General features: G+C 50.4%; 20 protein-coding genes. 9 read left to right on the top strand and 11 right to left on the bottom strand.

Annotation, left to right across the window (positions count from 1 at the left end; all coding sequences use genetic code 11):
• Nucleotides 1–72: 72 nt before the first annotated feature.
• The 9 genes from DVG79_RS14330 to prfA all read right to left on the bottom strand — a co-directional run bounded on the left by DVG79_RS14330 (nucleotide 73) and on the right by prfA (nucleotide 7,994).
• A complete protein-coding gene (locus DVG79_RS14330; protein ID WP_114597327.1) occupies nucleotides 73–1,437 on the bottom strand; it encodes a HAMP domain-containing sensor histidine kinase in 1,365 nt (454 codons plus the stop codon).
• Entirely contained in the window at nucleotides 1,434–2,102 is a 669-nt protein-coding gene (locus tag DVG79_RS14325) for a response regulator transcription factor (protein ID WP_114597326.1), read from the bottom strand. Before DVG79_RS14325 ends, DVG79_RS14330 begins: the two co-directional genes overlap by 4 nt.
• Nucleotides 2,103–2,202: 100 nt before the next feature.
• The gene (gene glyA, locus DVG79_RS14320) at nucleotides 2,203–3,462 is read right to left on the bottom strand and encodes a serine hydroxymethyltransferase (RefSeq protein ID WP_114597325.1); all 1,260 of its coding nucleotides are present in this window, start codon (nucleotides 3,460–3,462) and stop codon (nucleotides 2,203–2,205) included.
• A 110-nt stretch (nucleotides 3,463–3,572) separates the two neighbouring features.
• Nucleotides 3,573–4,112, bottom strand: coding sequence for a TIGR01440 family protein (locus DVG79_RS14315; protein ID WP_012371558.1), 540 nt, complete (start codon nucleotides 4,110–4,112; stop codon nucleotides 3,573–3,575).
• Nucleotides 4,113–4,553, bottom strand: a complete 441-nt coding sequence (gene rpiB / locus DVG79_RS14310; RefSeq protein WP_012371559.1) for a ribose 5-phosphate isomerase B — start codon at nucleotides 4,551–4,553, stop codon at nucleotides 4,113–4,115.
• Nucleotides 4,554–4,559: 6 nt separating this feature from the next.
• Complete coding sequence (locus tag DVG79_RS14305; RefSeq protein ID WP_012371560.1) at nucleotides 4,560–5,075, bottom strand: low molecular weight protein arginine phosphatase; 516 nt, start codon at nucleotides 5,073–5,075, stop codon at nucleotides 4,560–4,562.
• A gap of 17 nt (nucleotides 5,076–5,092) precedes the next feature.
• Nucleotides 5,093–6,091, bottom strand: a complete 999-nt coding sequence (locus DVG79_RS14300) for an L-threonylcarbamoyladenylate synthase (RefSeq protein ID WP_114597324.1) — start codon at nucleotides 6,089–6,091, stop codon at nucleotides 5,093–5,095.
• Nucleotides 6,088–6,936 (bottom strand): peptide chain release factor N(5)-glutamine methyltransferase, encoded by an 849-nt coding sequence (prmC, locus tag DVG79_RS14295; protein ID WP_114597323.1) that lies wholly within the window; start codon nucleotides 6,934–6,936, stop codon nucleotides 6,088–6,090. The genes DVG79_RS14300 and prmC overlap by 4 nt, the downstream gene beginning before the upstream one ends.
• Nucleotides 6,936–7,994, bottom strand: a complete 1,059-nt coding sequence (gene prfA, locus DVG79_RS14290; protein WP_114597322.1) for a peptide chain release factor 1 — start codon at nucleotides 7,992–7,994, stop codon at nucleotides 6,936–6,938. The genes prmC and prfA overlap by 1 nt, the downstream gene beginning before the upstream one ends.
• A 193-nt stretch (nucleotides 7,995–8,187) precedes the next feature.
• Between prfA and DVG79_RS14285 the strand changes: the two genes are divergently transcribed.
• From DVG79_RS14285 to treC, 7 genes are all read left to right on the top strand, one after another.
• Nucleotides 8,188–8,556, top strand: coding sequence for a GntR family transcriptional regulator (locus DVG79_RS14285; RefSeq protein WP_114597321.1), 369 nt, complete (start codon nucleotides 8,188–8,190; stop codon nucleotides 8,554–8,556).
• Nucleotides 8,550–9,416, top strand: a complete 867-nt coding sequence (locus DVG79_RS14280; RefSeq protein WP_114597320.1) for an ABC transporter ATP-binding protein — start codon at nucleotides 8,550–8,552, stop codon at nucleotides 9,414–9,416. Before DVG79_RS14285 ends, DVG79_RS14280 begins: the two co-directional genes overlap by 7 nt.
• Nucleotides 9,409–10,371 carry a hypothetical protein gene (locus DVG79_RS14275; protein ID WP_114597319.1) on the top strand — a complete coding sequence of 321 codons (963 nt, stop codon included), beginning with the start codon at nucleotides 9,409–9,411 and terminating at the stop codon, nucleotides 10,369–10,371. Before DVG79_RS14280 ends, DVG79_RS14275 begins: the two co-directional genes overlap by 8 nt.
• 46 nt (nucleotides 10,372–10,417) lie before the next feature.
• Nucleotides 10,418–11,128: a trehalose operon repressor gene (treR, locus tag DVG79_RS14270; RefSeq protein WP_114597318.1), complete on the top strand. Its 711-nt coding sequence runs from the start codon at nucleotides 10,418–10,420 to the stop codon at nucleotides 11,126–11,128.
• 141 nt (nucleotides 11,129–11,269) lie between these two features.
• Nucleotides 11,270–14,047 (top strand): sensor domain-containing protein, encoded by a 2,778-nt coding sequence (locus DVG79_RS14265; RefSeq protein ID WP_233494617.1) that lies wholly within the window; start codon nucleotides 11,270–11,272, stop codon nucleotides 14,045–14,047.
• Nucleotides 14,048–14,253: 206 nt separating this feature from the next.
• The gene (gene treP / locus DVG79_RS14260; RefSeq protein ID WP_012371570.1) at nucleotides 14,254–15,693 is read left to right on the top strand and encodes a PTS system trehalose-specific EIIBC component; all 1,440 of its coding nucleotides are present in this window, start codon (nucleotides 14,254–14,256) and stop codon (nucleotides 15,691–15,693) included.
• A 23-nt stretch (nucleotides 15,694–15,716) separates the two neighbouring features.
• Nucleotides 15,717–17,360: an alpha,alpha-phosphotrehalase gene (gene treC / locus DVG79_RS14255; protein WP_114597316.1), complete on the top strand. Its 1,644-nt coding sequence runs from the start codon at nucleotides 15,717–15,719 to the stop codon at nucleotides 17,358–17,360.
• A gap of 59 nt (nucleotides 17,361–17,419) precedes the next feature.
• Here the strand turns inward: treC and DVG79_RS14250 are convergent, their stop codons facing one another.
• A complete protein-coding gene (locus DVG79_RS14250; protein ID WP_114597315.1) occupies nucleotides 17,420–18,778 on the bottom strand; it encodes an alanine/glycine:cation symporter family protein in 1,359 nt (452 codons plus the stop codon).
• Between the two features lie 202 nt (nucleotides 18,779–18,980).
• Nucleotides 18,981–19,790, bottom strand: a complete 810-nt coding sequence (locus tag DVG79_RS14245; protein ID WP_114597314.1) for a DUF6612 family protein — start codon at nucleotides 19,788–19,790, stop codon at nucleotides 18,981–18,983.
• Between the two features lie 254 nt (nucleotides 19,791–20,044).
• Here DVG79_RS14245 and DVG79_RS14240 point away from each other — a divergent pair, with 254 nt between their 5' ends.
• Both DVG79_RS14240 and DVG79_RS14235 read left to right on the top strand, forming a co-directional pair.
• Entirely contained in the window at nucleotides 20,045–21,403 is a 1,359-nt protein-coding gene (locus tag DVG79_RS14240; RefSeq protein WP_114597313.1) for an alkaline phosphatase, read from the top strand.
• A gap of 11 nt (nucleotides 21,404–21,414) precedes the next feature.
• Complete coding sequence (locus DVG79_RS14235) at nucleotides 21,415–22,068, top strand: DUF4352 domain-containing protein (protein ID WP_114597312.1); 654 nt, start codon at nucleotides 21,415–21,417, stop codon at nucleotides 22,066–22,068.
• Nucleotides 22,069–22,108 lie beyond the last annotated feature (40 nt).

Below are 22,108 nucleotides of genomic sequence, written 5' to 3'. Positions count from 1 at the left end.
CATCCCTCCTGTTTATACGTTACAGATTTGATTGTAGCGGGCGAAGATGAACGGAACATGAACGACTCCGTCTTACTTAAAAAAAGTCAGGACAATCGTCGTCCCTGTACCGGGAATCGACTCGATCCGAATCTGTCCTTTTAATTGATCAACCGTCTCCTTGACGATCGCCAGTCCGAGACCGGCCCCACTCGTCCCCCGTGACGTATCGCCCTGATAAAATCGTTCGAAGGCATGGCTGATCATTTCTTCCGTCATACCCGGTCCTTGATCCTTGATCCGCACAAGGACCGATTCGGCTTGGGTATCGACTTGAATCGTAATCAAATCGCCTTCCGCTGAGACATGTAAGGCATTTCGAATCAGATTTTGAAAAATCTGTTCTAGCGCCAACTCATCCGCCAGAATCACCGGCTCATCCGATGCCTCAAGCGCAACGGCCACCCCCCGTTCATCCAACTGATAACGAAGCGTCTCCAGTGTCGCCTGAATGGATTGGACGAGCTGAATCGGCTGTCGTTTAAGCGGTCGCCCTTCATCGAGCCGGGCCAAAGTCAGTAATTGACGGGTCAACTCGGCCATCCGGGTCGCTTCCTGTCCAATCGTCCGTAACTTCAGACGCTCTTCCGTTTCAGCAGACCGTTCGAGCTGCTCCGCGTATCCTCTGATTGTCGTCAGCGGCGACTGGAATTCGTGCGAGACATTGGCGACGAATGCTTTACGTTCCGCGTCCGACTTCGCGACGGCCTGCGTCATCTCGTCAAACCGCCGTGATAACTCTCCAATCTCATCTTGTCCGGCCGTCGCGACCGAAATCGAGTAATCCCCGGCCGTCATCTGTTCCGTCGCCATCGTCAATCGTTTGATCGGACGCACCAGGTAACGGATTGAGAAGACCAGCAGCAGGAAACTGAGCAGAACGAGTAATGCCAGGAACGCACCGACGAACAGATGCAGCTCCCGAATCTGCCGGCTTAAGTCCGGACGGATGAATACGGCGTCTGTCCCTGCAGCCGTTTGTAAGGACGTTCCGTACGTATTGATGACTTCGTTATCAAACAATCCGAGCAGGAACAAATGGAACGGGTAGTCCCGCATCCCCTGATAGACCTGTCCGTCCTGCACCGATCGAAGGATCTCAGGTGCGATTGTCTCATTACGGAACGGATTCCCGTACCGCTTGACCTGTCCGGATTCCGACACGACATAGAGTTGAAAGCCGGTCGCACTGAGCATCTCGTAAAATGAGTCGACACGCCGGTCCCCATGCTGTTCGTAATACGCGAACGACGTCTCGACCGCTTCTTCGACCTTCTGGCTGTAAGAGGCTTGCCAAACCGTGTAATACAACACATTGCTAATCAATAAGGCAATCAACGCCGAGACGAACAGAACCAGACAGACGAGTCCGACGATTTTGACATATAACGACTTCATGATTTCACCTCTAACCGGTATCCGAGACCACGGACTGTCTGAATCGTGATTGCATCCGTCTGTTGTAAACGGGCACGCAACCGCTTGATATGGACGTCAATCGTCCGGTCGTCTCCCATGAAATCGAGTCCCCAGACGTGTTCAATCAGTTCTTCGCGGCTGAAGACCCGTCCCGGAAAGCTCGCCAGTTGGTGCAACAAATCGAACTCACGGCGGGGAATCGTCAACCGGGTCGTTCCGATCGTCAGCTGCTGACTCTGTTTATCGATTACGACTTCACCGAACTGCATGATCGGGACGACGGCTTTTTGATAGCGCCGGGCTACGGCATGCAGGCGAAACACCAGTTCTTCCGGATCAAACGGTTTTGTGATGTAATCGTCGGCGCCTGCTGAAAAACCGTCACGTTTATCGGTCAGTTCTCCGAGAGCCGTCAGCATCAAAATCGGAATTTCCTGACTTTCCCGCAACAAGGTACACAGTTCAAAACCGGTCCGTCCCGGCACCATCAAATCCAGCACGGCGGCTTCAAAAAACTGTTTGCCGATCCAACGGGCTGCTTCGTTCCCGTCCGCCGTCGCGACAACCTGATGGCCGTCCGCTTCAAGTGTCTCCCTGACCAGTCGCTGAATATGTAAATCGTCTTCTACGACTAAAATCTTCATCACCCTTCACTTCCTTTCCAATTAGCTGAAGGTCATCAAAAAACCACCCCGCACTTCTCATCAATCGAAAAGGTCGAGGTGGTGATTGTACGCTTAAAACTTAACCGCGTTCCGGATAAAGCGGGAAACGACCTGTCAAGGCCAGGACCTGCTTGTGGGCAGTTGTCAGTGTTTCTTGATCTTCCGGATTTTTCAGAACAAGTTCGATCAGCTCGGCGATTTGTTTCATCTCGGCTTCTTTGAATCCACGCGACGTCATTGCCGCTGTTCCGATCCGGATCCCACTCGTGACGAACGGGCTCGCCGGATCAAACGGAATCGTGTTTTTGTTGACCGTGATGCCGGCTTCGTCCAGCGCATGCTCTGCCAGCTTGCCCGTGATACCAAGTGGTTGGAGATCAACGAGCAGCAGGTGGTTGTCCGTACCGCCAGAGACGATCCGTAATCCACGTGCCGTCAACTCTTCGCCGAGGACTTTTGCGTTGGCCACGACTTGCTCGATGTACTCCTTGAAGTCAGGTGCTAATGCTTCCGCAAAGGCAACGGCTTTCGCTGCGATGACGTGCATGAGCGGTCCACCTTGGATTCCCGGGAAAATCGATTTATCGATGGCTTTCGCATGTTCTTCCTTACAAAGAATCATTCCGCCGCGTGGTCCGCGAAGTGTCTTGTGCGTCGTCGTCGTCACAAAGTGTGCATGTTCGACCGGATTCGGATGGAGACCGGCTGCGACGAGTCCCGCGATGTGCGCCATGTCGACCATCAGGTAGGCACCGACACTGTCCGCGATTTCGCGGAATCGTTTGAAATCAATCACGCGCGGATAAGCCGATGCTCCCGCAACGATCAGTTTTGGTTTGTGTTCTTCCGCAAGCTTCGCGACGACATCGTAATCGATCATCTCTGTTTCTGGATCGACGCCGTACTCGACGAAGTTGTATTGAACACCGGAGAAATTCACAGGACTGCCGTGTGTCAGATGACCACCATGGGAGAGGTTCATCCCGAGGACCGTATCGCCTTGATCGAGAATCGTGAAGTAGACGGCCATGTTGGCCTGAGCACCTGAGTGCGGCTGGACATTAACGTGCTCTGCTCCAAAGATGGCCTTCGCACGGTCACGTGCCAGGTTTTCCGCTAAATCGACGAACTCACAACCGCCGTAATAACGACGACCCGGGTAACCTTCTGCGTATTTGTTCGTCAGCACGCTGCCTTGAGCTTCCATGACCGCTTGTGAGACAAAGTTTTCTGACGCAATCAACTCGATATTATCGCGTTGACGTCCTAGTTCCTTGCGCATAGCCGAAAAGAGTTCCTCATCTTGCTGTTTCAGATACGTTAGTGGTGTTTGTTCCATCTGAATTCCCCCATTCATTTCGATAAACCTATCTTAACACGAATAATCACTTGCGGGCACCCTCTAAAAATCCATCAAAAAAGCAAGGGGAGTGCAACCCCTTGCGCAAATCATTCGTATTTAGCGCGTGCGCCACCAATCAGTTTTGGTCGCGTGACGGCTGCCGTTACATGCGCCTCACCGATTTCACGGTGCGGCAGACGGACCGGAATCGCCACATGTTTCAAATGCATCCCGATGAACGTGTCTCCGATATCGATGCCGGCATCGGCCTGAATCGCTTCAACGACGACCGGTGCCGAAAAACGTTGGTAGGCGACACTTGCCATCGAACCGCCCGCTTCCGGAACCGGAACGACTGTCACCGCTTCAAGTCCAAGCCGTTCGACGATCTGCCGTTCCAGCGTCAACGCACGGTTGATGTGCTCACAGCCTTGAAAAGCCAGATCGACTTGGTGCGAACGGCGGAACGTATCAAAGACATCAAATAACGCTTCTGCGACTTCGGGCGAACCTGCTTTGCCGATTTGTTTGCCGATGACTTCGCTTGTCGAACAACCGATGACGAGCAGCTTCCCTTTTAACGGGAAACGTTCATTCAGTTCCGTCAACGAGGCTTCGAGATCCTGTTTGATTTGTTCCAAATCCATTTACTTCACCTCATAATCTGAGATTTTACAGACACGGTTTTCGTGGCGTCCGCCTTCGAACTCCGTCTCAAGCCAGATTTTCGCGATGTCCCGCGCAAGACCCGGTCCGATGACACGTTCACCCATCGTCAAGATGTTCGAATTGTTGTGCTGACGCGTCGCTTTGGCGCTGAACGTATCATGGACGAGTGCCGCCCGGATACCTTTGACTTTGTTCGCCGCGATGCCGATTCCGATGCCGGTTCCGCAAATTAAAATCCCGCGATCGAATTCACCGTTCGCGACTGCTTCCGCGACCGGAATCGCGACGTCCGGATAATCGATTGATTCGGACGAATACGTTCCGAAGTCCGTATAATCAATTCCGAGCTCCTGTAAGAGTTCATTCAGTTCCGCTTTTAACTTAAAACCACCATGGTCTGCTCCAATTGCTACTTTCATCGTTAACTATTCCCCCGTTTGTTTAGGTTGTTTTTTCGGAAGCTTCCGGTTGTCCGGTGCTTTTCTTCCGTTTCCGTTCTGCGTCAATTTTAACACAAGACGGTTGACGAGGGGCTCGAGTTCATTTCGGACCTGGCGATAAACGTTCATCGATCCGCCGTACGGATCATTGATATCCCGTTCAAGGCCGGTCACGTACTCGTACAGCGTAAACGTCCGGTCTTTCAGTTCCGGGTACCGTTCGCCAACTTCCTGTTTATGACTGCGTGTCATCGTCAGGATGATATCCGACCAACGCCCGAGGACGTCGTCAAATACTTGCGTATAGTGTTCAAGTTCGATGCCGCGCTCACGTAAAACCTGCAATGCGTTTTCAGAAGCATCGAACCCTTGCATCGAACGCAGACCGGCGGAACGGACATCAAATTCTTGATCGGCCACTTTTGAGCGTAATAATGCCATCGCCATCGGGCTGCGGCATGTGTTTCCTGTACAGATAAACAATACACGACGTGTGCTCATCTCAGTATCCTCCTTCTTTACGGGCGAATGATCCGACCACCTGCTGCCTTGTGGAGCCGATTTCGGACTGCTAGCCCAACCCCTTCTTCTGATAGGTCCCGTACAAAAATCTGATCTACCGTCGTCTGGTCAAATCGCCGTAAACAATCGTAAAGACGTTGCGCAGCTGTTTCCATCGTCGATCCGAGGAAACAACGGACATCGGCTTCGATGTCTTCTCCGTCAAAGAGAATGACGCCTGTCTTTTGTCCAGTTTGGCGTGCTTCATCGATGAGTTGCTGCAGGAATGAGAGGTCACCCGCGACAACGGATAACGTTGCTTCCGGTGCGTAGTGCGTGTACTTCATGCCTGGTGCCTTCGGTGCCTGGTCTTTCATCGATAAGGCAGGATCAAGTGACACATCCCCGATGATCGATTCGATCTGCTCCCGCGTCACACCACCCGGTCGTAAAATCACCGGTGGGGTCGTGGTACAGTCGATGACCGTCGATTCGACACCGATTCCGGTCTCTCCGCCGTCGACGATTGCGGCGATGCGGCCCGAGAGGTCATGTGCGACGTGCGCAGCTGACGTCGGTGAAGGTTTTCCGGAACGGTTGGCACTTGGTGCTGCCAGACCTAATCCGGTCGCTTCGATTAACTCAAGCGCCAGCGGATGGTCCGGCATCCGTAATCCGATCGTATCCAGTCCTGCGGTGACGAGTGAGGATGCACGCCCGTCTGATTCTAAAATGATCGTCAAGGCACCCGGCCAAAACGTATCCATCAATTGAGTCGCGACATCCGGAATATGAGTGACGAACTGCTTTGCCTGTTCGATGGATGCGACATGGACAATCAACGGATTGTCGGAAGGTCGACCCTTCGCGGCGAAAATTCGCCGAACGGCCGTTTCGCTCGTCGCATCCCCTGCGAGACCATAGACCGTCTCCGTCGGAATCGCGACGACTTCACCTTCTTGTAATAGTCGTACCGCTTCATTTAATGTCTCTTGCTGAATCATTTCCGTCTTCACTCTGGACAATCCTTTCGTTCCGCATACACGATACGGTCTTTACCGTTTATATCTTTTAAAATACCCGTTTCTACAGTTGGATAACGTTTTTTTAACATCATTTGCACTTCATCGCCCTGATTGTGTCCGATTTCAAACGCAATCAAACGAAAATCATCGCGCAGGACCCGATTGCTGTCTTCAATCAGGCGGCGGTAGAACACGAGTCCGTCTTTCCCGCCAAATAACGCGAGGTGGGGCTCATGGTCAAACACGACGTCACTGAGCAATTCATCCTCTTCAATATAAGGGGGATTCGAGACTAACACCCGGACTGACCGGTCAGCAAGCGGTGCCAGTAAATCCCCTTCCAAAAAGGTGACCTCTCCGCCAAGCATCTGTTGATTTTCTTTGGCCACCGCAATCGCCTCCGCCGAAATATCGACCGTCGTGACCGGCTGTTTCAGTTCAAGGGCGAGCGTCAGACAAATCGCTCCGCTACCGGTTCCGATATCGACGATTTCACCCGGTTGGAATGTTTCGCCCTGCAGGCGTCCCGTCACGAATTCAATCAATTCCTCCGTCTCCGGCCGCGGAATCAAAACAGCGGGCGACACACGGAAATCCCGTCCGTAAAACGGCTGGTATCCAATCAAATGCTGGACCGGGAAACCATTTAAATGGGCCAGTAAATATTCACTGAACAACAGGTCCTGTTCCGGCTCAAGTTCGTCCGACAAGCGGATCAACAATCCGGTCCGGTCGACCTGTAAAACGTGCATAAGTAACCATTCGGCACTCGAGGCCTCGCGTCCTGCCGTCACGAGCATCGTTTGTGCCTGATTCAGACGTTTTGCGATTCGCATCAGTTCGCCGCCTCCGATGCCCGGGCCTGATACTCCATGACGAGCGTATCGATGACTTCATCCATCTCACCCTGGAGAATCCGGTCGAGTTTTTGAATCGTCAAACCGATCCGGTGATCAGTGACACGGTTTTGGGCAAAGTTATACGTCCGGATCCGCTCTGACCGGTCACCGGTTCCGACCGCTGATTTCCGTTTTTCATCGTACTCGGCCTGCTGCTCGCGTTGAATCTTGTCGTAGACACGGGCCCGCAACACCTTCATCGCTTTTTCTTTATTTTTAATTTGTGACTTTTCATCCTGACAGCTCGCGACGATTCCCGTCGGTACATGCGTGACCCGGACTGCCGACTGGGTCGTGTTGACCGATTGTCCGCCAGGTCCGCTCGACGTGAACGTATCGACGCGGACATCCTTGTCGTGAATCTCGACTTCGACATCTTCTGCTTCCGGCAAGACAGCAACCGTGGCGGTCGATGTATGAATCCGTCCGCCCGACTCGGTTGACGGAACACGTTGCACCCGGTGGGCGCCGTTCTCGTACTTCAGCTTCGAGTACGCCCCTGTCCCTTTGACGATGAAGATGATTTCCTTGTAGCCGCCAAGCTCCGTATAGCTGGCATCGATGATTTCAATTTTCCAGTTCTGTTTTTCAGCGAACTTCGAATACATTTTAAAGAGATCGCCGGCAAATAACGCCGCTTCATCGCCTCCTGCCGCTCCGCGGATTTCGACGATGACGTTTTTATCGTCGTTCGGATCTTTCGGCAGGAGCAGAGCTTTCAGCTTCGTCTCGAGTTCCTTGATTTCCGGCTCGAGCACGGCGACTTCCTCTTTCGCGAGATCGCGCATCTCCGGGTCTGTCAACATATGACGCGCCTCCTGGTAGGCTTCCATCTTATCGCGGTAGACGCGGTACACTTCAACGGTCGGTGCCAGTTGCGACTGCTCCTTCGACACCTCACGCAATTGATTCGTATCTTTAATGATGGCGGGGTCCGCCAACAGGTCATTTAATTTTTCATAACGGTCTTCCAACGCACTTAATCGCTCTAACATTCCGGGTCATCCTTCCTGATGATTCTTCTGTCGTCAGTATAGCAAATATTTAGAGCCGCGTTACGCCGGAGTAACATTTCTTCCTTATTAGCAGTGTTTCCCGTCACTCCTTTTTTACTCCACTTGACGTCCTGGATGGATTTTCCTATAATTAGTGTACTAATTGAATTAATACACTTAAGGAGGTAATCGAATGTTTACGGTTGACCCTAAAAGTTCGTTGCCGATTTACGAGCAACTGGTCGCCCAAATCATCCGTGCGGTTGCCCGCGGACTGCTCCGGTCCGGTGAACAGATGCCGTCGGTCCGTGAACTGGCGAGCACGTTACTCGTCAATCCGAATACCGTTTCCCGTGCCTATCAGGAACTCGAAAGCCGTAACTTCATCGTCACGATGCGCGGCAAGGGTTCCTTTATTTCCGATTTACCGATCGAACAGGTCAAACAGGCTGCGATTCAACCGCATGTGCAGACACTGTGCAGCGTAGCCGATGAATTATCGATATCCAATGCAGATCTTTATCAACTACTTATCCAAACAAGGGAGGATTCATCATGTTGACCGTGTCTCACCTGACCAAACAGATTGATTCCAAAATGATTTACGAAAACGCCTCGTTCACGTTACCGGCCGGAACGATTACAGCACTGATCGGACGAAACGGTGCCGGCAAGACGACGTTACTAAAAACACTCGTCGGAGCACTTGAGCCGTCCCGCGGAAAAGTCGAATGGAACCAACAGTCGATCCATCACGTTCCTTCAGCCCGGCAGCACCTGTTTTTAGTCCCGGATTCGCTCGGCGTCTACCGTCAGATGACACTCGGGGAATTGATCGGCTTTTACAATGCGTTTTATCCGAATTTCGAACGGACTTTTATTGAAAACTATTGCCGGTCGTTGAATCTCGATCGTGGACGCCGTGTCACCTCGCTCTCAAAAGGTCAGGCCCAGCTGTTTTTGCTGCAGCTTGCTTTCGCGACCAACGCACCGGTCCTGTTGCTCGATGAACCGACGGACGGACTCGACCGGATCAATAAACGAAATTATTTAAAACAGCTTGTGACGTTGCTTGCCGAACGTCAAACTGCCGTCCTGATCGCGTCCCATCAGTTGGAGGAACTCGATTCACTGGCCGACCGGATCATGACGATCGAACAACACCTCGTCAAAGAACCGCAAACGCTCGAAGATGCAAAATCCAGTATGCAGAAATGGCAACTCGCTTACGAGACCGTTCCGGATTTCCAACATCACGACGTCCACGTTCTGTCACAAACCGGTCGGGTCGTGACGCTGATTGTCCGCTCGGAAGCCGGTGCAACTTATGTCGACAAGACGAATCCGCTACTGAGAGATGTGTTACCTGTTCAACTCGAAGATTACTTTTTAGGAACGTTCGGAGGCGATCAACATGTATAAACAACTGATCCGTTATCATATCAAGCAGGGCATCTGGCCACTCGCTTCGCTTTTCCTGCTCGCTGTCTTCAGTTACGGCTTCGGCAGTTACACGGTCATCGATAACTTCGGTACATACGGCGGAGCAGAAAACGAAATCATTCAGTCCGTCCTCGTCAGTCCGAGTTTTGCCGGATTCGGTGCGATTCTGATGGCGGTCTTTGCGATTTTAATCCTCGGAAAAGAACGCGGAAGCGGCCGGAGCTTAATGCTTCACGCTTTGCCGGTCAATAAAAAAACACTCTACTGGATCAAATGGAGTCTTGGTGTCGCCATCCTGCTGATTTTGCCGATCATCGGTTTCTTCGTCAGCTGGCTGATTTTACAAGGAATCGGCGGCATTCATCCGTTTGACTACGTCAACCCGTCTGACCTGACGCTCGATTTTGTCTCGTATTTTCTATTCGATCTCGTCGTCTTCAGTATCTTTTTACTCGCGGGAACGATTGCCGGCGACGTCATCGGCCAATTATTACTCGGATTGTTCTTCCTGTTTTTAAACTACCTGACCTTTTTTGCGATCGCCGCCATCACGACGCTCGGATTTGGTATCGCCGATGAGGAGGATTCGTTGTTCGATTTCCTGACGACGACGGCTTCTCCATTCACCTTGTTGTTCCAAGACGAACAGTTGATCAGCGCCCTCGTATTCAACCTGGTCTTGCTGGTCCTCTTAATCAGTTGCGGCAGTCTGCTTTATGTCCGAAGCGAAAACGAACGCCTTGGCCGTTTCACGGTTTTCCCGAAGATCCATCCGCTGTTGATCATCGTTTTCTCCGTCTATACGACCATTTTACTGGCTGCCGTCATCGGTGTGATTTCGTCTGAAAATCAATTTCTCTACTGGCTTGCCGTCGCGATTCTTGCCTGGCCTGCTTTTAGTTCGTACCGCCGGATGATTGGGTGGAAACGTTGATTCCGTGCTACACTATCCCCAACACTTTGGATAAAGGACGGAATCGATGATGCCAAAATATCTTCAGATTTATCAACAACTGGTCGACCAGATTCAGGGCGGTACGTTACCGGCTGAAACTAAACTCCCTTCGGAAACGGAATTGATGCAGGAATTCGGTGCCAGTCGCGGCACGGTCCGCAAGGCAATCGATGCCTTGCAGGACAAGGGGTTCGTCCGCAAACACCAGGGAAAAGGAGTCTTCGTACTCAGTCAGGATGCGATTGCCTTTCAGTTCAACGGCATCGTCAGCTTTTCTGAAGCAAACCGGCAAATCGGCGAACATGACGTCAAGACCGATGTCATTTCCTGTGAGCTGCTCGAAGCGACCGAGGAACTTGCCCAGTTGTTCCATGTCACACCCGGTACGTCGCTCACGCAGGTCAAACGGGTCCGGTCGATTGACGGGGAGCGGGTCATCTTTGATATCAACCTGTTCGTGACGTCCCTCGTCCCCGGTTTGACGAAAGAAATTGCCGGTGCGTCGATTTATGCGTATATCGAACAGACACTCGGACGGCAGATCAGTTATGCCAAACGAAAAATCGAGGCTCAACCCGCGACGGCGGAAGATCAGCAGTATCTGGATCTCGAGGGCACCTCCCATGTCATCGTCATTACGAATGATACGTATTATTACGAGGGTCAGCATTTTGAACGGACACAGTCGCGTCACCGGCTCGATAAGTTTCAATTCACGGATATTGCCCGCCGCTAAGGACTCTAAACTCAGAGTCCTTTTTTTGTTTTTTTGAACGAAACGTTCATTCTTCCATTTGAATGTTATATTATAAAAATGTGAACCAAATTTTAGGTTTCTTTTTATATTTTTTAACTGGAGGTTTTGCCATTGCCATTTATGAAAGGACTACATACTTTACTAAAACGCGGTCAGGACGTATCCACCATTGATGAACACTTCATGGAAAACCATCCGGATGCGATTTATACGCTCGACATATTAGGACGCGTCACGCGTCTAAATGATAAAACATCCCTATTACTGGGCTATACGAGAGACGCTTTAATGAACCACTTCAAACATTTTGTTCATCCAGACGATCAAGACAGTACAGTGTTCCATTTTCAACAGGTCATGCAGGGAAAAAGCGAGACGTATACGGCACGCATCCGGCATTCGAAAGGTCATTATCTGGAAATGATGATCGTCAATATTCCGATTTTCGCCAATGGTCTGATTGTCGGGGCATATGGAATTGCTCGCGATTTAACAACAAACCGACTGATGAGACAGCAGATGGACTCGATTCAGTTTGATCAGCAATTGGTCGAAACACTTCCGGGAATCGCCCTGGCCGCATTCAATGAGCACGGTAACCTGTTGCGCTCCTCCGACTCGTTCGCGGAATTATTCGGAGTCCTGCCCGAACAGCTCAAACGTTTGTCTAAACAAGAGTTTTTACAACGGATTCATCCTGCTGACCAACAGGAGTTTCGTGAGTATCTGGATTTGTTGAAAACAAACCGCTGTTTGCCTTCACTCGACATCGAAACACGTGTCCTTCATCCACAGCATGGTTATCAGGATATCTTCTGCCGATGTGCGTTCCGGCAAGATGACCGGCAACAACAGGCAGAGCTCACTTGTGTTCTCTACAATCTTTCGGAACACAAATCATTGGATAAACAACTTCATGATGAAAAAGAAAAGTTTTTAACGTTCCAACAAGTGTCGACGAGTGCGATTTACCGGTACGATATTGATCAAAAAAAGATTGATTTTCACACACGGGGATTTGAAAATATCTTTGAAGGATTACTGCACCGGCACCAACAGGTCGACGGGCTCTGGATCGAGGATTTGATTCTTCCCGAAGATCGATCAAAAGTCGAAGCGAGTTATCACCGGGTTCTCGCCAATCATGAGTCCGAAGTCTCCTATCGGATCCGTCACGATGAGATGATTCATTGGATTTTAGAAAACCGGACACCGATCCGTGGCGCAGACGGTGTCGTCTCCGCTTTCCAAAGTGTCATTCAGGACATCACACAGTTAAAACAACAGGAAGAGAAAATTTTTCAACTGGCGATGCATGACCGGGTGACGGGACTGCCGAACCGGACACTGGTTCTTGAACAAATGAACCAATGGATTGCTACTTATCCCACGTTCAGCGTCTTGACGGTCAGTTACAATGCCTTACAGGACATCAATCATGATTTCGGTTATCCGATTGGGGATAAGTGGTTGTCAAAAACAGCAACACAATTGTTACACCACCTGCCGACTGCTTCTTACTTTGGTCACCTCTACGGAGACGAATACATCGTCTTGTTCCCGAACGTCGTCGAAGAATGTTCAATCAACAAGATCTGTGAACAATTGATTGAACTGTCCAAACAAAAAATCGTCGTCGATTCCTACGAATGGTACCCGTCAATCGGCATCGGCGTGAGCCGGTTCCCGGAAGATGCGGATTCGGCGGAAGACCTTGTTAAAACAGCGAGCATCGCCCTCGGTCGGGCCCGTGTGAATGAATACAGTGTCTATTCCTCGACGTTCAATATCGAGACTTACCGGCGCCATCAACTTCAAAAAAGTATCCGAACGGCTATCCGCCGGAACGAACTGTTCCTTGAGTATCAGCCAAAAGTTAACGCGTGGTCCGGAACGATTGTCGGAGCAGAAGCATTAATCCGCTGGCAACATCCGGACTGGGGCCGGATTCCGCCAAACGATTTCATTCCGTTATCCGAGGAAAGCGAGATGCATATCCTGATTGCCGACTGGGTGCTCGAAGAAACATGCCGGAATATCAATCAATGGATTCTTGCCGACTTACCGATCGTTCCGATTTCAATCAACGTTTCTCCAAAACGCTTGATTCATGGAAACTTTGCCGAGACCTGCCAGGAAACACTCCAGCGCTTCGGTGTTTCCCCAAGCATGCTTGAAATCGAAATTCTCGAGACCGATGTCTTGTTTGATAACAGTAAGATTCAGCAGTCACTTCAGATGCTCAGTCAAATGGGCATCAAGATTGCCTTGGATGATTTCGGAAAAGGCTATTCATCAATCTCTTATCTGCAACAGTATCCGATTGATACGATTAAGATTGACCGGCAGTTCGCGACCACGCTGGTCCAGGATAAAAAAACACAATCCGTCGTAAGGAGCGTCCTCTTCATGGCAAAGGAATTCGGCATGGATGTCGTCGCAGAAGGTGTCGAGACGATGGGACAACTCCACTTCTTACGAGGACTCGAATGTACGACCATCCAAGGATACTTGTTCAGTAAACCGTTACCTAAAGTCCATTTCGAACGCGCCATGCGCGAACGGCAGATTGCAGCGATGGAAGCGATGACTGCCCCGATCAGCACCCGGACGGTCGATGCTTCGATTACGATTCAACGGCTGAACGGACAGGATATCCACGTCGGTCGAACAAATATCGCGGTCTCCAAAGGGACCATGCATAGTGTCTCCTTCTATTCCCCGCTACATCTGCCTGTTCATGAAGGGATTGAACTCGTTTTGATTTTGAAGCAACAGCCGATTCCGGTCCGACCGCTTCAGGCGATCGAACTGGATAACGGTCAGATCGAATATGAATGTCAGTACTTGGATGTGAAGCAGTCCCACTTCGTCTTTGAGGCACTGCAATCTTCCTGAAAAACAAGACTGACTCCAACGTAATCTTTTCTCCTTGAAGACCAGCTTTCGGGCCGGTCTTTTTTATATGATCAAAGCGGCTTCAAACTTATCTATATAAGTTGTTGACTTAACTTATATAGATAAGTTAAGATGAGTGTGCGCATATAAGAAAACGTTTTCATTTCAAAATGAGTCTTCAGTTCAATCCCAAAGGAGAATGTGAGATGAAGCCCAACTATCGGCAAATTGCAGAACAAATCATCGAACGAATCGGTGGTAAAGATAACGTCGAGCAGGCCGCTCATTGTGTCACCCGCCTTCGTTTAACGCTGAAAGATCAAAGTCTGGTCGAGCAAGAAGCGTTACTCGAAGTGCCACTCGTCAAAGGAGCCTTCTTGAATGCAGGTGTCTATCAAATCGTCATCGGCGCCGGTGACGTCGACCGTGTCTATGCCGAGTTCATTCAATTGACCGGTTTACAGGCAACGACAATCGCCGACGTCAAATCGTCCGGTGCCTCGAAAATGAATCCGTTCCAAAAACTGATCAAAGTCTTTTCCGATGTCTTCATGCCGATCATCCCGGCTATCATCGTCGCCGGACTGTTAATGGGAATTAACAATCTGTTCGGCATCGAGTTTGGCGGCAAGACGATGATCGAACGGTATCCGAACCTGCAGGGTTTATGGGATTTAATCAACATGATGGCGAACACAGCCTTCGTCTTCCTGCCGGCATTGGTCGGATGGTCCGCCACGAAACGCTTTGGCGGCAGTGAAATCCTCGGGATTGTCATGGGATTGATGCTCGTGCACCCGGATCTCCTGAATGCCTGGAATTACGGTCAAAGTGCGTTGAAAGGGGACATTCCGACATTCAATATCCTCGGCTTATTTGAAATCGAAAAAGTCGGTTATCAAGGACAGATTTTACCGGTCCTCGCTGCCGCTTACGTCTTAAGTACGATCGAACGCTGGCTCAAGAATCGTGTTCCGAATGCGATTCAGCTGCTCGTCGTCCCGATCACGACGATCACATTAACCGGCTTCCTGGCCCTTGCCGTCATCGGACCGGTCACGCGTCAAATCGGAGACTGGATTACAATCGGCGTCGTCAATACGTTTGAAGCCGTTCCACTTCTTGGTGCGTTGCTATTTGGTGCCCTTTACGCCCCACTCGTCATCACTGGGATGCACCACATGTTCATCGCCGTCGATCTACAACTGATCGGTCAAAGCGGGACGACGTTCATCTGGCCGATGATTGCCATCTCGAACATCGCTCAAGGATCGGCGACACTTGCGATGCTGTTCCTCGCGAAAAACGTCAATGATAAAAACATGGCATCGACTTCCGCCATCTCGGCTTACTTCGGAATCACCGAACCCGCCATGTTCGGGGTCAATCTCCGGTTCAAGTATCCGTTTTATGCGGCACTGGTCGGATCTGCGATTGCATCTTCATTCATCGCTGTCAGTGGAGTACTCGCACCGGCAATCGGTGTCGGCGGTCTTCCGGCCTTCATCTCGATCGTTCCCGGATCGATTCTGTCCTTCATCATCGGGATGGTCATCGCCATTATCGTTCCGATTGTCTGTACGTTCCTGTTCCATTACGTCTCGACGAAACGTGCCCGCAAAGCGGCACTTAAAGAGGCAGCCTAAGTTTTAGAAAGGTGTGACCTGATATGACTCTTACGACAACCGACTGGCGTAAATCCGCCGTCTATCAAATCTACCCGAAAAGTTTTTACAGCCCGGAAGGCAAAGCGACCGGTACGCTGCGCGGTGTGACGGCGAAACTCGATTACCTGGCTGACCTCGGCGTCGATTACCTGTGGCTGACGCCGGTCTACGCGTCCCCGCAACGCGACAACGGCTATGACGTCAGTGACTATTATGCGATTGACCCGTCTTACGGGACGATGGCAGACTTCGATCAATTGATTGCAGAAGCAAACAAACGCCAGTTATCCGTCATGATGGATATCGTCGTCAATCACTGTTCGACCGACCACGACTGGTTCCAGCAAGGACGAAATCCTGATAGCCCCTACCACGATTACTTCATCTGGCGGGACGAACCGACGGACTGGGTATCAAAATTCGGTGGACCGGCCTGGTCGTTCGACGACGTCGCCGGTAAGTATTACCTGCATCTGTTCGACAAGACGCAAGCTGATTTCAACTGGGAAAACCCGGCGCTCCGGGAAGCCGTCTATCAGATGATGGGCTTCTGGCGCGATAAAGGCGTCCGCGGTTTCCGGCTCGACGTCATCAATTTGATTTCAAAAGATGACAGTTTTGCGGATGACCCGACCGGTGACGGCCGAAAATACTATACAGACGGTCCACGCGTCCATGACTACCTGCAGGAGATGAACCAACGTGTCTTTGCCGGTCATGACTTGATGACGGTCGGTGAGATGTCGTCAACGACACTCGATCATTGCCTCCGTTACTCGAATCTGAACGAGCAGGAACTGAAAATGACCTTCAACTTCCACCACTTGAAAGTTGATTATCCGAACGGAGAGAAATGGACGGCAGCCCCGTTCGATTTCCTCGAGCTGAAACGGATTCTCTCCGACTGGCAGGGCGGGATGCAGGGAAATGCCTGGAATGCGATTTTCTGGTGTAACCATGACCAGCCCCGCGTCGTCAGCCGGTTTGGTGACGATACGGTTTACCGGATCGAAAGTGCGAAGATGCTCGCAACGACGTTACACGGTTTGCAAGGTACACCATACATCTACCAGGGCGAAGAAATTGGCACACCGAATCCGGACTTCACCGACTTGGCGGATTACCGGGATGTCGAGACACTGAACGCGTATACCGAAAAAGCGTCACTCGGTGAAACAGAAGCTGATATTTTGGCCGCAATCCGTCAAAAATCCCGCGATAATGCCCGGACACCGATGCAGTGGGATGCGTCCCCGCACGCCGGTTTCTCGACGGCAACACCGTGGATTCCGGTTCCTGAAAACCATACTTCGATTAATGTCGAAGCAGCGCTTGCCGATCCGGACTCGGTCTTCTATCATTACAAGCAGCTGATTCACCTGCGCAAACAATATGACGTCTTGACGAACGGAAGTTACCGGCTTCTGACACCTGACGATCTCTCGCTTTGGGCGTACGAACGGACGACCGACGACGAACAAGTTCTCGTCCTGTCGAACTTTTACGGTACGGCAGCTTCGTTCACGTTACCGGACGAGTGGCTGGATCATCAGGTTCTGATTCAGAATTATCCGGATGTCTTAGAGGCGTCAGGGCAAGTCACATTACGCCCGTACGAATCCCTCATGCTGTATCAAACGACTTAATCAAACAAACCCCGCACTCTCCATATGAGAATGCGGGGTTTTGTGCACCGTCAGAAATTCTATGAAATTCGTCGTTCGGCCTCTTCCCGTTTCAGCTGTTCGCGGAACAGTCGGGTTTCCGCAATGACGACACCGGACAGACCAATCAAACCGATCAAGTTCGGAATGGCCATCAGTCCGTTGAAGACGTCGGAAATCGCCCAGACCATATTCAAGTTCGTCGTCATCGCCCCAAGTCCCGCGACGAGAACAAACAGAATCCGGTACGGTAAAATCGACTTTTGACCAAACAGATAATAGATGGATTTTTCACCGTAATAGGACCATCCGAGAACGGTCGAGAAAGCGAACATGACAAGACCAATCGTCACGATATACTTTCCGGCCGGTCCAAGGAACACTTCAAAGCTGGCTGTCGTCAATTCGACCCCTTCCAGCTTTTTATCGAGTTGACCACCCATGACAAGCGTCAAGCCGGTCATTGAACAGACAACAAGCGTATCGAGAAACACCTGCGTCATGGAGACGAGTGCCTGACGTCCCGGGAAATCCGTTTTTGCAGCGGCAGCTGCAATCGGTGCAGAACCGAGACCCGCTTCATTCGAGAAAACCCCACGGGCGACCCCGTAACGAATCGCAGCACCAATGGCACCACCGGTGATGGCTTCATTCGAGAACGTACTGCTGAAGATCGTCGCGAGTGCACCCGGAATCAAATCAAAGTTCATGACCATGATCAAGAGACCACTTCCGACGTAGAAGAAAATCATGAACGGGACAAAATAACTGACGACTTTCCCGATCGACTTAACTCCACCAATAATGACGACCCCCGTCGCCACCATCAGGACAATCCCCGTCACATACAACGGCACGTCGAACGTCGATTTCATCGCCAGTGCAACAGAGTTCGTCTGAACACCATTACCGATCCCGAAGGCGGCAAGCGAAGCAAACGCGGCAAACAACACGCCGAGCCATTTCTGTTTTAATCCCCGTTCGAGATAGTACATCGGCCCCCCGGCCATCTGTCCCTTCTCATCGACGACACGGTACTTGACGGCAAGAATCGCCTCGGCATACTTCGTCGCCATCCCGAACAATCCGGATAACCACATCCAGACGATGGCACCCGGTCCCCCGAGGACGACTGCAGTTGCAACACCAACGATATTCCCCGTACCGACCGTCGCCGCGAGTGCTGTCATCAATGCCTGGAAATGACTGATATCCCCTTCCGACGTATCGTCCTGATGTTTCGTGAATGCCAGTTTCAATGCATACGGAAGCTTGGTAATTTGAATGAATCCGAGTCGTATCGTCAAGTAAATCCCCGTACCGACCAAAAAGATAAGCAACGGCGGTCCCCATACGAAATCCGATACCGTGCCAATCCAATCACTGAACGATGTACCCATTCTGTTTCCCCTCCTTTTAATTCACTATGTACTTTTCTATCTTTTCAGAATTTACAGATTATTGTCAATACTTAATTTCAGATGCAGACGATTGCACCACTTATATTTTTCAAATTAATAGTCTAGAAATGATTAAATCAAAAGCAAACGCCTTCTCGGATTCTTCCCGAAAAGACGTTTGCTTTTTTATACCAGATTACATTTACTGATTACCGCCCGGCAATTCCTGTGCATTTTTAGCTTCCATCGGCAATTTTATAGCTGGAATTTCATTAAATTTCGAGAACGTCGATTCATTTTTCATCGAAAAGTCCGTTTTCCCGTCAACCGCAAACTCCATCTCCATATCCATCGTTTTTGGATAGTAGGTTTTTGCGTCGTAGGTCATCGAGTAGACCATCTTTTTATACTCAATTTGATCCATGACCTCTTTCATTTGATTAAATTGACCGGACTGTTCCAGCGAATCCTTCATAAACGCTTTCAACTGATCCCCTTTTAAATCCACATCCACCTGATAGACGTTACCGGTCTTTTTAACTGTCCAGCTGTCTTTATACTTTTTCAGTAATTGCAGGTTTTTATCTGTTGAGACGGTTGATTTCATCTGATTCATCATCTCACCTAGTTGGGATGCATCCTGAACAAACCACTGATCATTTTGAGAGAGGTACAACTTATCATCCATGATATAACTTTCCACCTGAAGATCTTTTCCATCTTGAGGGTTTTTCATATTAACCGTCTGATGCATGGCGAGCGGTTCCTGAATTAGATCGACCGTTACCCTCTGATCGACCGTCATGTCGCCAACATCCGATGCCGTCGTTCCTTCCATCCGGAACGATTTAATGTCTTCTTGCGCATTCGATGCTTTTTTCAGCAACTCCGTATTCGAAAGCTGTTTCGACCCGTTCTCCCCTTGACCATCTTCTATGGTCTCGTTATTACACCCTGCCAGTCCAATCGTCGCTGTGAGGAGACCGACCGTCATCCACCTTGTCTTCTTCATCGCCATTCCTCCTTTAAACAGATTATCTTTCTTTACGACCTGTCACTGGAAAATGTTTCAAAACCACTTCTTATCTTATTACCTTTCTGACTATTTTTTACTCATCAAACTTAACGTTCATCTGTCCAACGTAAATTTTAAACTTTGATTCTTAACAAAACTTTACACCGGTCAAACGTTCGTTTTACAGTCCAAAGCTAGAGTTAGTCCTGTAGATCTGAACCGTACTCATTTTCCTGAAGGAGGAACCATCCATGAAGTTGAAACGAATCATCCCGATTGTGGCATTATCGACATTATCCCTTAGCACGATGATCTCGACAGATGACGCCGAGGCAAAAACAAAATCATCCAAATCACCGGAAATCCGGAATGTCATCTTCCTGATTGGGGACGGAATGGGTGTCTCGTATACGTCAGCCCACCGGTACTTAAAAAATGATCCTTCGACGCCGGTCGCGGAAAAAACGGCATTTGATCAATATCTCGTCGGACAACAGATGACCTATCCGGAAGACCCGGAGCAAAACATTACGGATTCCGCATCCGCTGCGACGGCGATGTCGTCCGGTGTCAAAACATATAATGCCGCGATTGCCGTCGACAATGATAAATCAGAAGTCAAGACGGTCCTCGAAGCAGCAAAAGAACGCGGAAAATCGACGGGACTTGTTGCGACATCCGAAATCACCCACGCGACACCGGCTTCATTCGGTGCGCACGATGAGAACCGGAAAAACATGAATGCGATTGCGGACGACTACTTCAAGGAGCGGGTCAACGGCAAACATAAGATTGACGTCCTGCTCGGCGGCGGGAAATCAAACTTCGTCCGTCCGGATACCGATTTGACGAAAGCGTTTAAGAAAGACGGATACAGCTACGTCACGAATCTGGATCAAATGCAGACGGATAAAAACAAGCAGGTTCTCGGTCTGTTTGCAGACGGCGGGCTGCCAAAACGCATCGACCGTGAAAACAGCGTCCCGTCCCTCGAGCAGATGACGAACTCCGCCATCAAGCGGCTTGATTCGAACAAAAAAGGCTTCTTCCTGATGGTCGAAGGAAGCCAAATTGACTGGGCAGGTCACGATAACGACATCGTCGGGGCGATGAGCGAGATGGAAGACTTCGAGCGTGCCTTCAAAGCGGCGATCGCCTTTGCCAAAAAAGACAAGCACACGCTTGTCGTGGCGACAGCCGACCATTCAACCGGCGGTTACTCGATTGGAGCGGACGGTGTCTATAACTGGTTCGCCGAGCCGATCAAGGCGGCGAAGAAGACACCGGACTTCATGGCAGCAAAAATCATCGAAGGTGCCGATGTCAAAAAAACGTTGACGACCTATATCGACCAGAAGAAACTCACCCTGACGGAAGCTGAAATCGAGTCCGTTACACGTGCTGCGGAATCGAAGAAACTGCTTGATGTCGACAATGCGATCGAAGCCATCTTCAACGAACGGTCGCATACCGGCTGGACGACAGGCGGACATACGGGTGAAGACGTTCCCGTCTATGCGTTTGGTCCCGCGAAGGAACGGTTTGCCGGTCAAGTCGATAATACGGATCATGCCAAAATCATCTTCGATTTACTGAAGTCGAAGAAATAAGGAGACTTTCCATGAAACAGATACTTGCTGCCTTGATGCTCGGGACGATTCTTTCGGGTTGCGCCACTACGCCAGACACCATCCAAGAGAAGTCATCAGAAAAGTCGAGCCCGAAACAGGAGACACCGGTATCGATCGAGAAGTCTGCCGCATATGTCCCGAACCCGCAACTGCCAGATGACCGTAAACTGACGAAAGTCGATGCATCGGTTACCGACGACAAAGGCGAATTGACGTTAAAACAGATGGTCCGTCCCGACGTGACACGCACGATTGGACCGATTAAGATGAAAGTCGAAGAAGTGAAAGTGTTCCATGCCCGGCCCAGTTACGGGATGATCGACTTTTTCCACGGCTTCACCCATGACGAATCATTTGACCTCGTCAAGACGCGTGTGACAATCACAAATACAAGTGACGAGCCGGTCACCTTCAACCCTGTTGCCCATTTTAAACTCGATGCCAAGACCGAGAAGACAATCGAGGACGATGTCTACCTCGAGTCGCTTGCTGCAACATACACTCCCGGCGAGACACGACGCGGAAACTTCGGTTTCATCATCGAACAACCACTCGAGTCCGTTGAATTATTGACCAGTGACGTCCTGAACGAGAAACGCGACGTCATCGAAAAAGGCGTTTCGGTCTCAACAACACTCAAGTGAGAACAAAAAAACAGGCAATCCTTTCCGCATGATACGGAAG

The organism is Exiguobacterium sp. RIT594 (assembly GCF_003339585.1).
Classification (GTDB): Bacteria; Bacillota; Bacilli; order Exiguobacteriales; family Exiguobacteriaceae; genus Exiguobacterium_A.
The sequence above is the reverse complement of the archived record's forward strand: the minus strand, read 5'-3'. Positions and strand labels throughout refer to the sequence as shown.

Coding starts and splice junctions, on each gene's coding strand:
- DVG79_RS14330 (WP_114597327.1), bottom strand. CDS start 1,437: ATGAAGTCGTTATATGTCAAAATCGTCGGACTCGTCTGTCTGGTTCTG.
- DVG79_RS14325 (WP_114597326.1), bottom strand. CDS start 2,102: ATGAAGATTTTAGTCGTAGAAGACGATTTACATATTCAGCGACTGGTC.
- glyA (WP_114597325.1), bottom strand. CDS start 3,462: ATGGAACAAACACCACTAACGTATCTGAAACAGCAAGATGAGGAACTC.
- DVG79_RS14315 (WP_012371558.1), bottom strand. CDS start 4,112: ATGGATTTGGAACAAATCAAACAGGATCTCGAAGCCTCGTTGACGGAA.
- rpiB (WP_012371559.1), bottom strand. CDS start 4,553: ATGAAAGTAGCAATTGGAGCAGACCATGGTGGTTTTAAGTTAAAAGCG.
- DVG79_RS14305 (WP_012371560.1), bottom strand. CDS start 5,075: ATGAGCACACGTCGTGTATTGTTTATCTGTACAGGAAACACATGCCGC.
- prmC (WP_114597323.1), bottom strand. CDS start 6,936: ATGCGAATCGCAAAACGTCTGAATCAGGCACAAACGATGCTCGTGACG.
- prfA (WP_114597322.1), bottom strand. CDS start 7,994: ATGTTAGAGCGATTAAGTGCGTTGGAAGACCGTTATGAAAAATTAAAT.
- DVG79_RS14285 (WP_114597321.1), top strand. CDS start 8,188: ATGTTTACGGTTGACCCTAAAAGTTCGTTGCCGATTTACGAGCAACTG.
- DVG79_RS14280 (WP_114597320.1), top strand. CDS start 8,550: ATGTTGACCGTGTCTCACCTGACCAAACAGATTGATTCCAAAATGATT.
- DVG79_RS14275 (WP_114597319.1), top strand. CDS start 9,409: ATGTATAAACAACTGATCCGTTATCATATCAAGCAGGGCATCTGGCCA.
- treR (WP_114597318.1), top strand. CDS start 10,418: ATGATGCCAAAATATCTTCAGATTTATCAACAACTGGTCGACCAGATT.
- DVG79_RS14265 (WP_233494617.1), top strand. CDS start 11,270: ATGAAAGGACTACATACTTTACTAAAACGCGGTCAGGACGTATCCACC.
- treP (WP_012371570.1), top strand. CDS start 14,254: ATGAAGCCCAACTATCGGCAAATTGCAGAACAAATCATCGAACGAATC.
- treC (WP_114597316.1), top strand. CDS start 15,717: ATGACTCTTACGACAACCGACTGGCGTAAATCCGCCGTCTATCAAATC.
- DVG79_RS14250 (WP_114597315.1), bottom strand. CDS start 18,778: ATGGGTACATCGTTCAGTGATTGGATTGGCACGGTATCGGATTTCGTA.
- DVG79_RS14245 (WP_114597314.1), bottom strand. CDS start 19,790: ATGAAGAAGACAAGGTGGATGACGGTCGGTCTCCTCACAGCGACGATT.
- DVG79_RS14240 (WP_114597313.1), top strand. CDS start 20,045: ATGAAGTTGAAACGAATCATCCCGATTGTGGCATTATCGACATTATCC.
- DVG79_RS14235 (WP_114597312.1), top strand. CDS start 21,415: ATGAAACAGATACTTGCTGCCTTGATGCTCGGGACGATTCTTTCGGGT.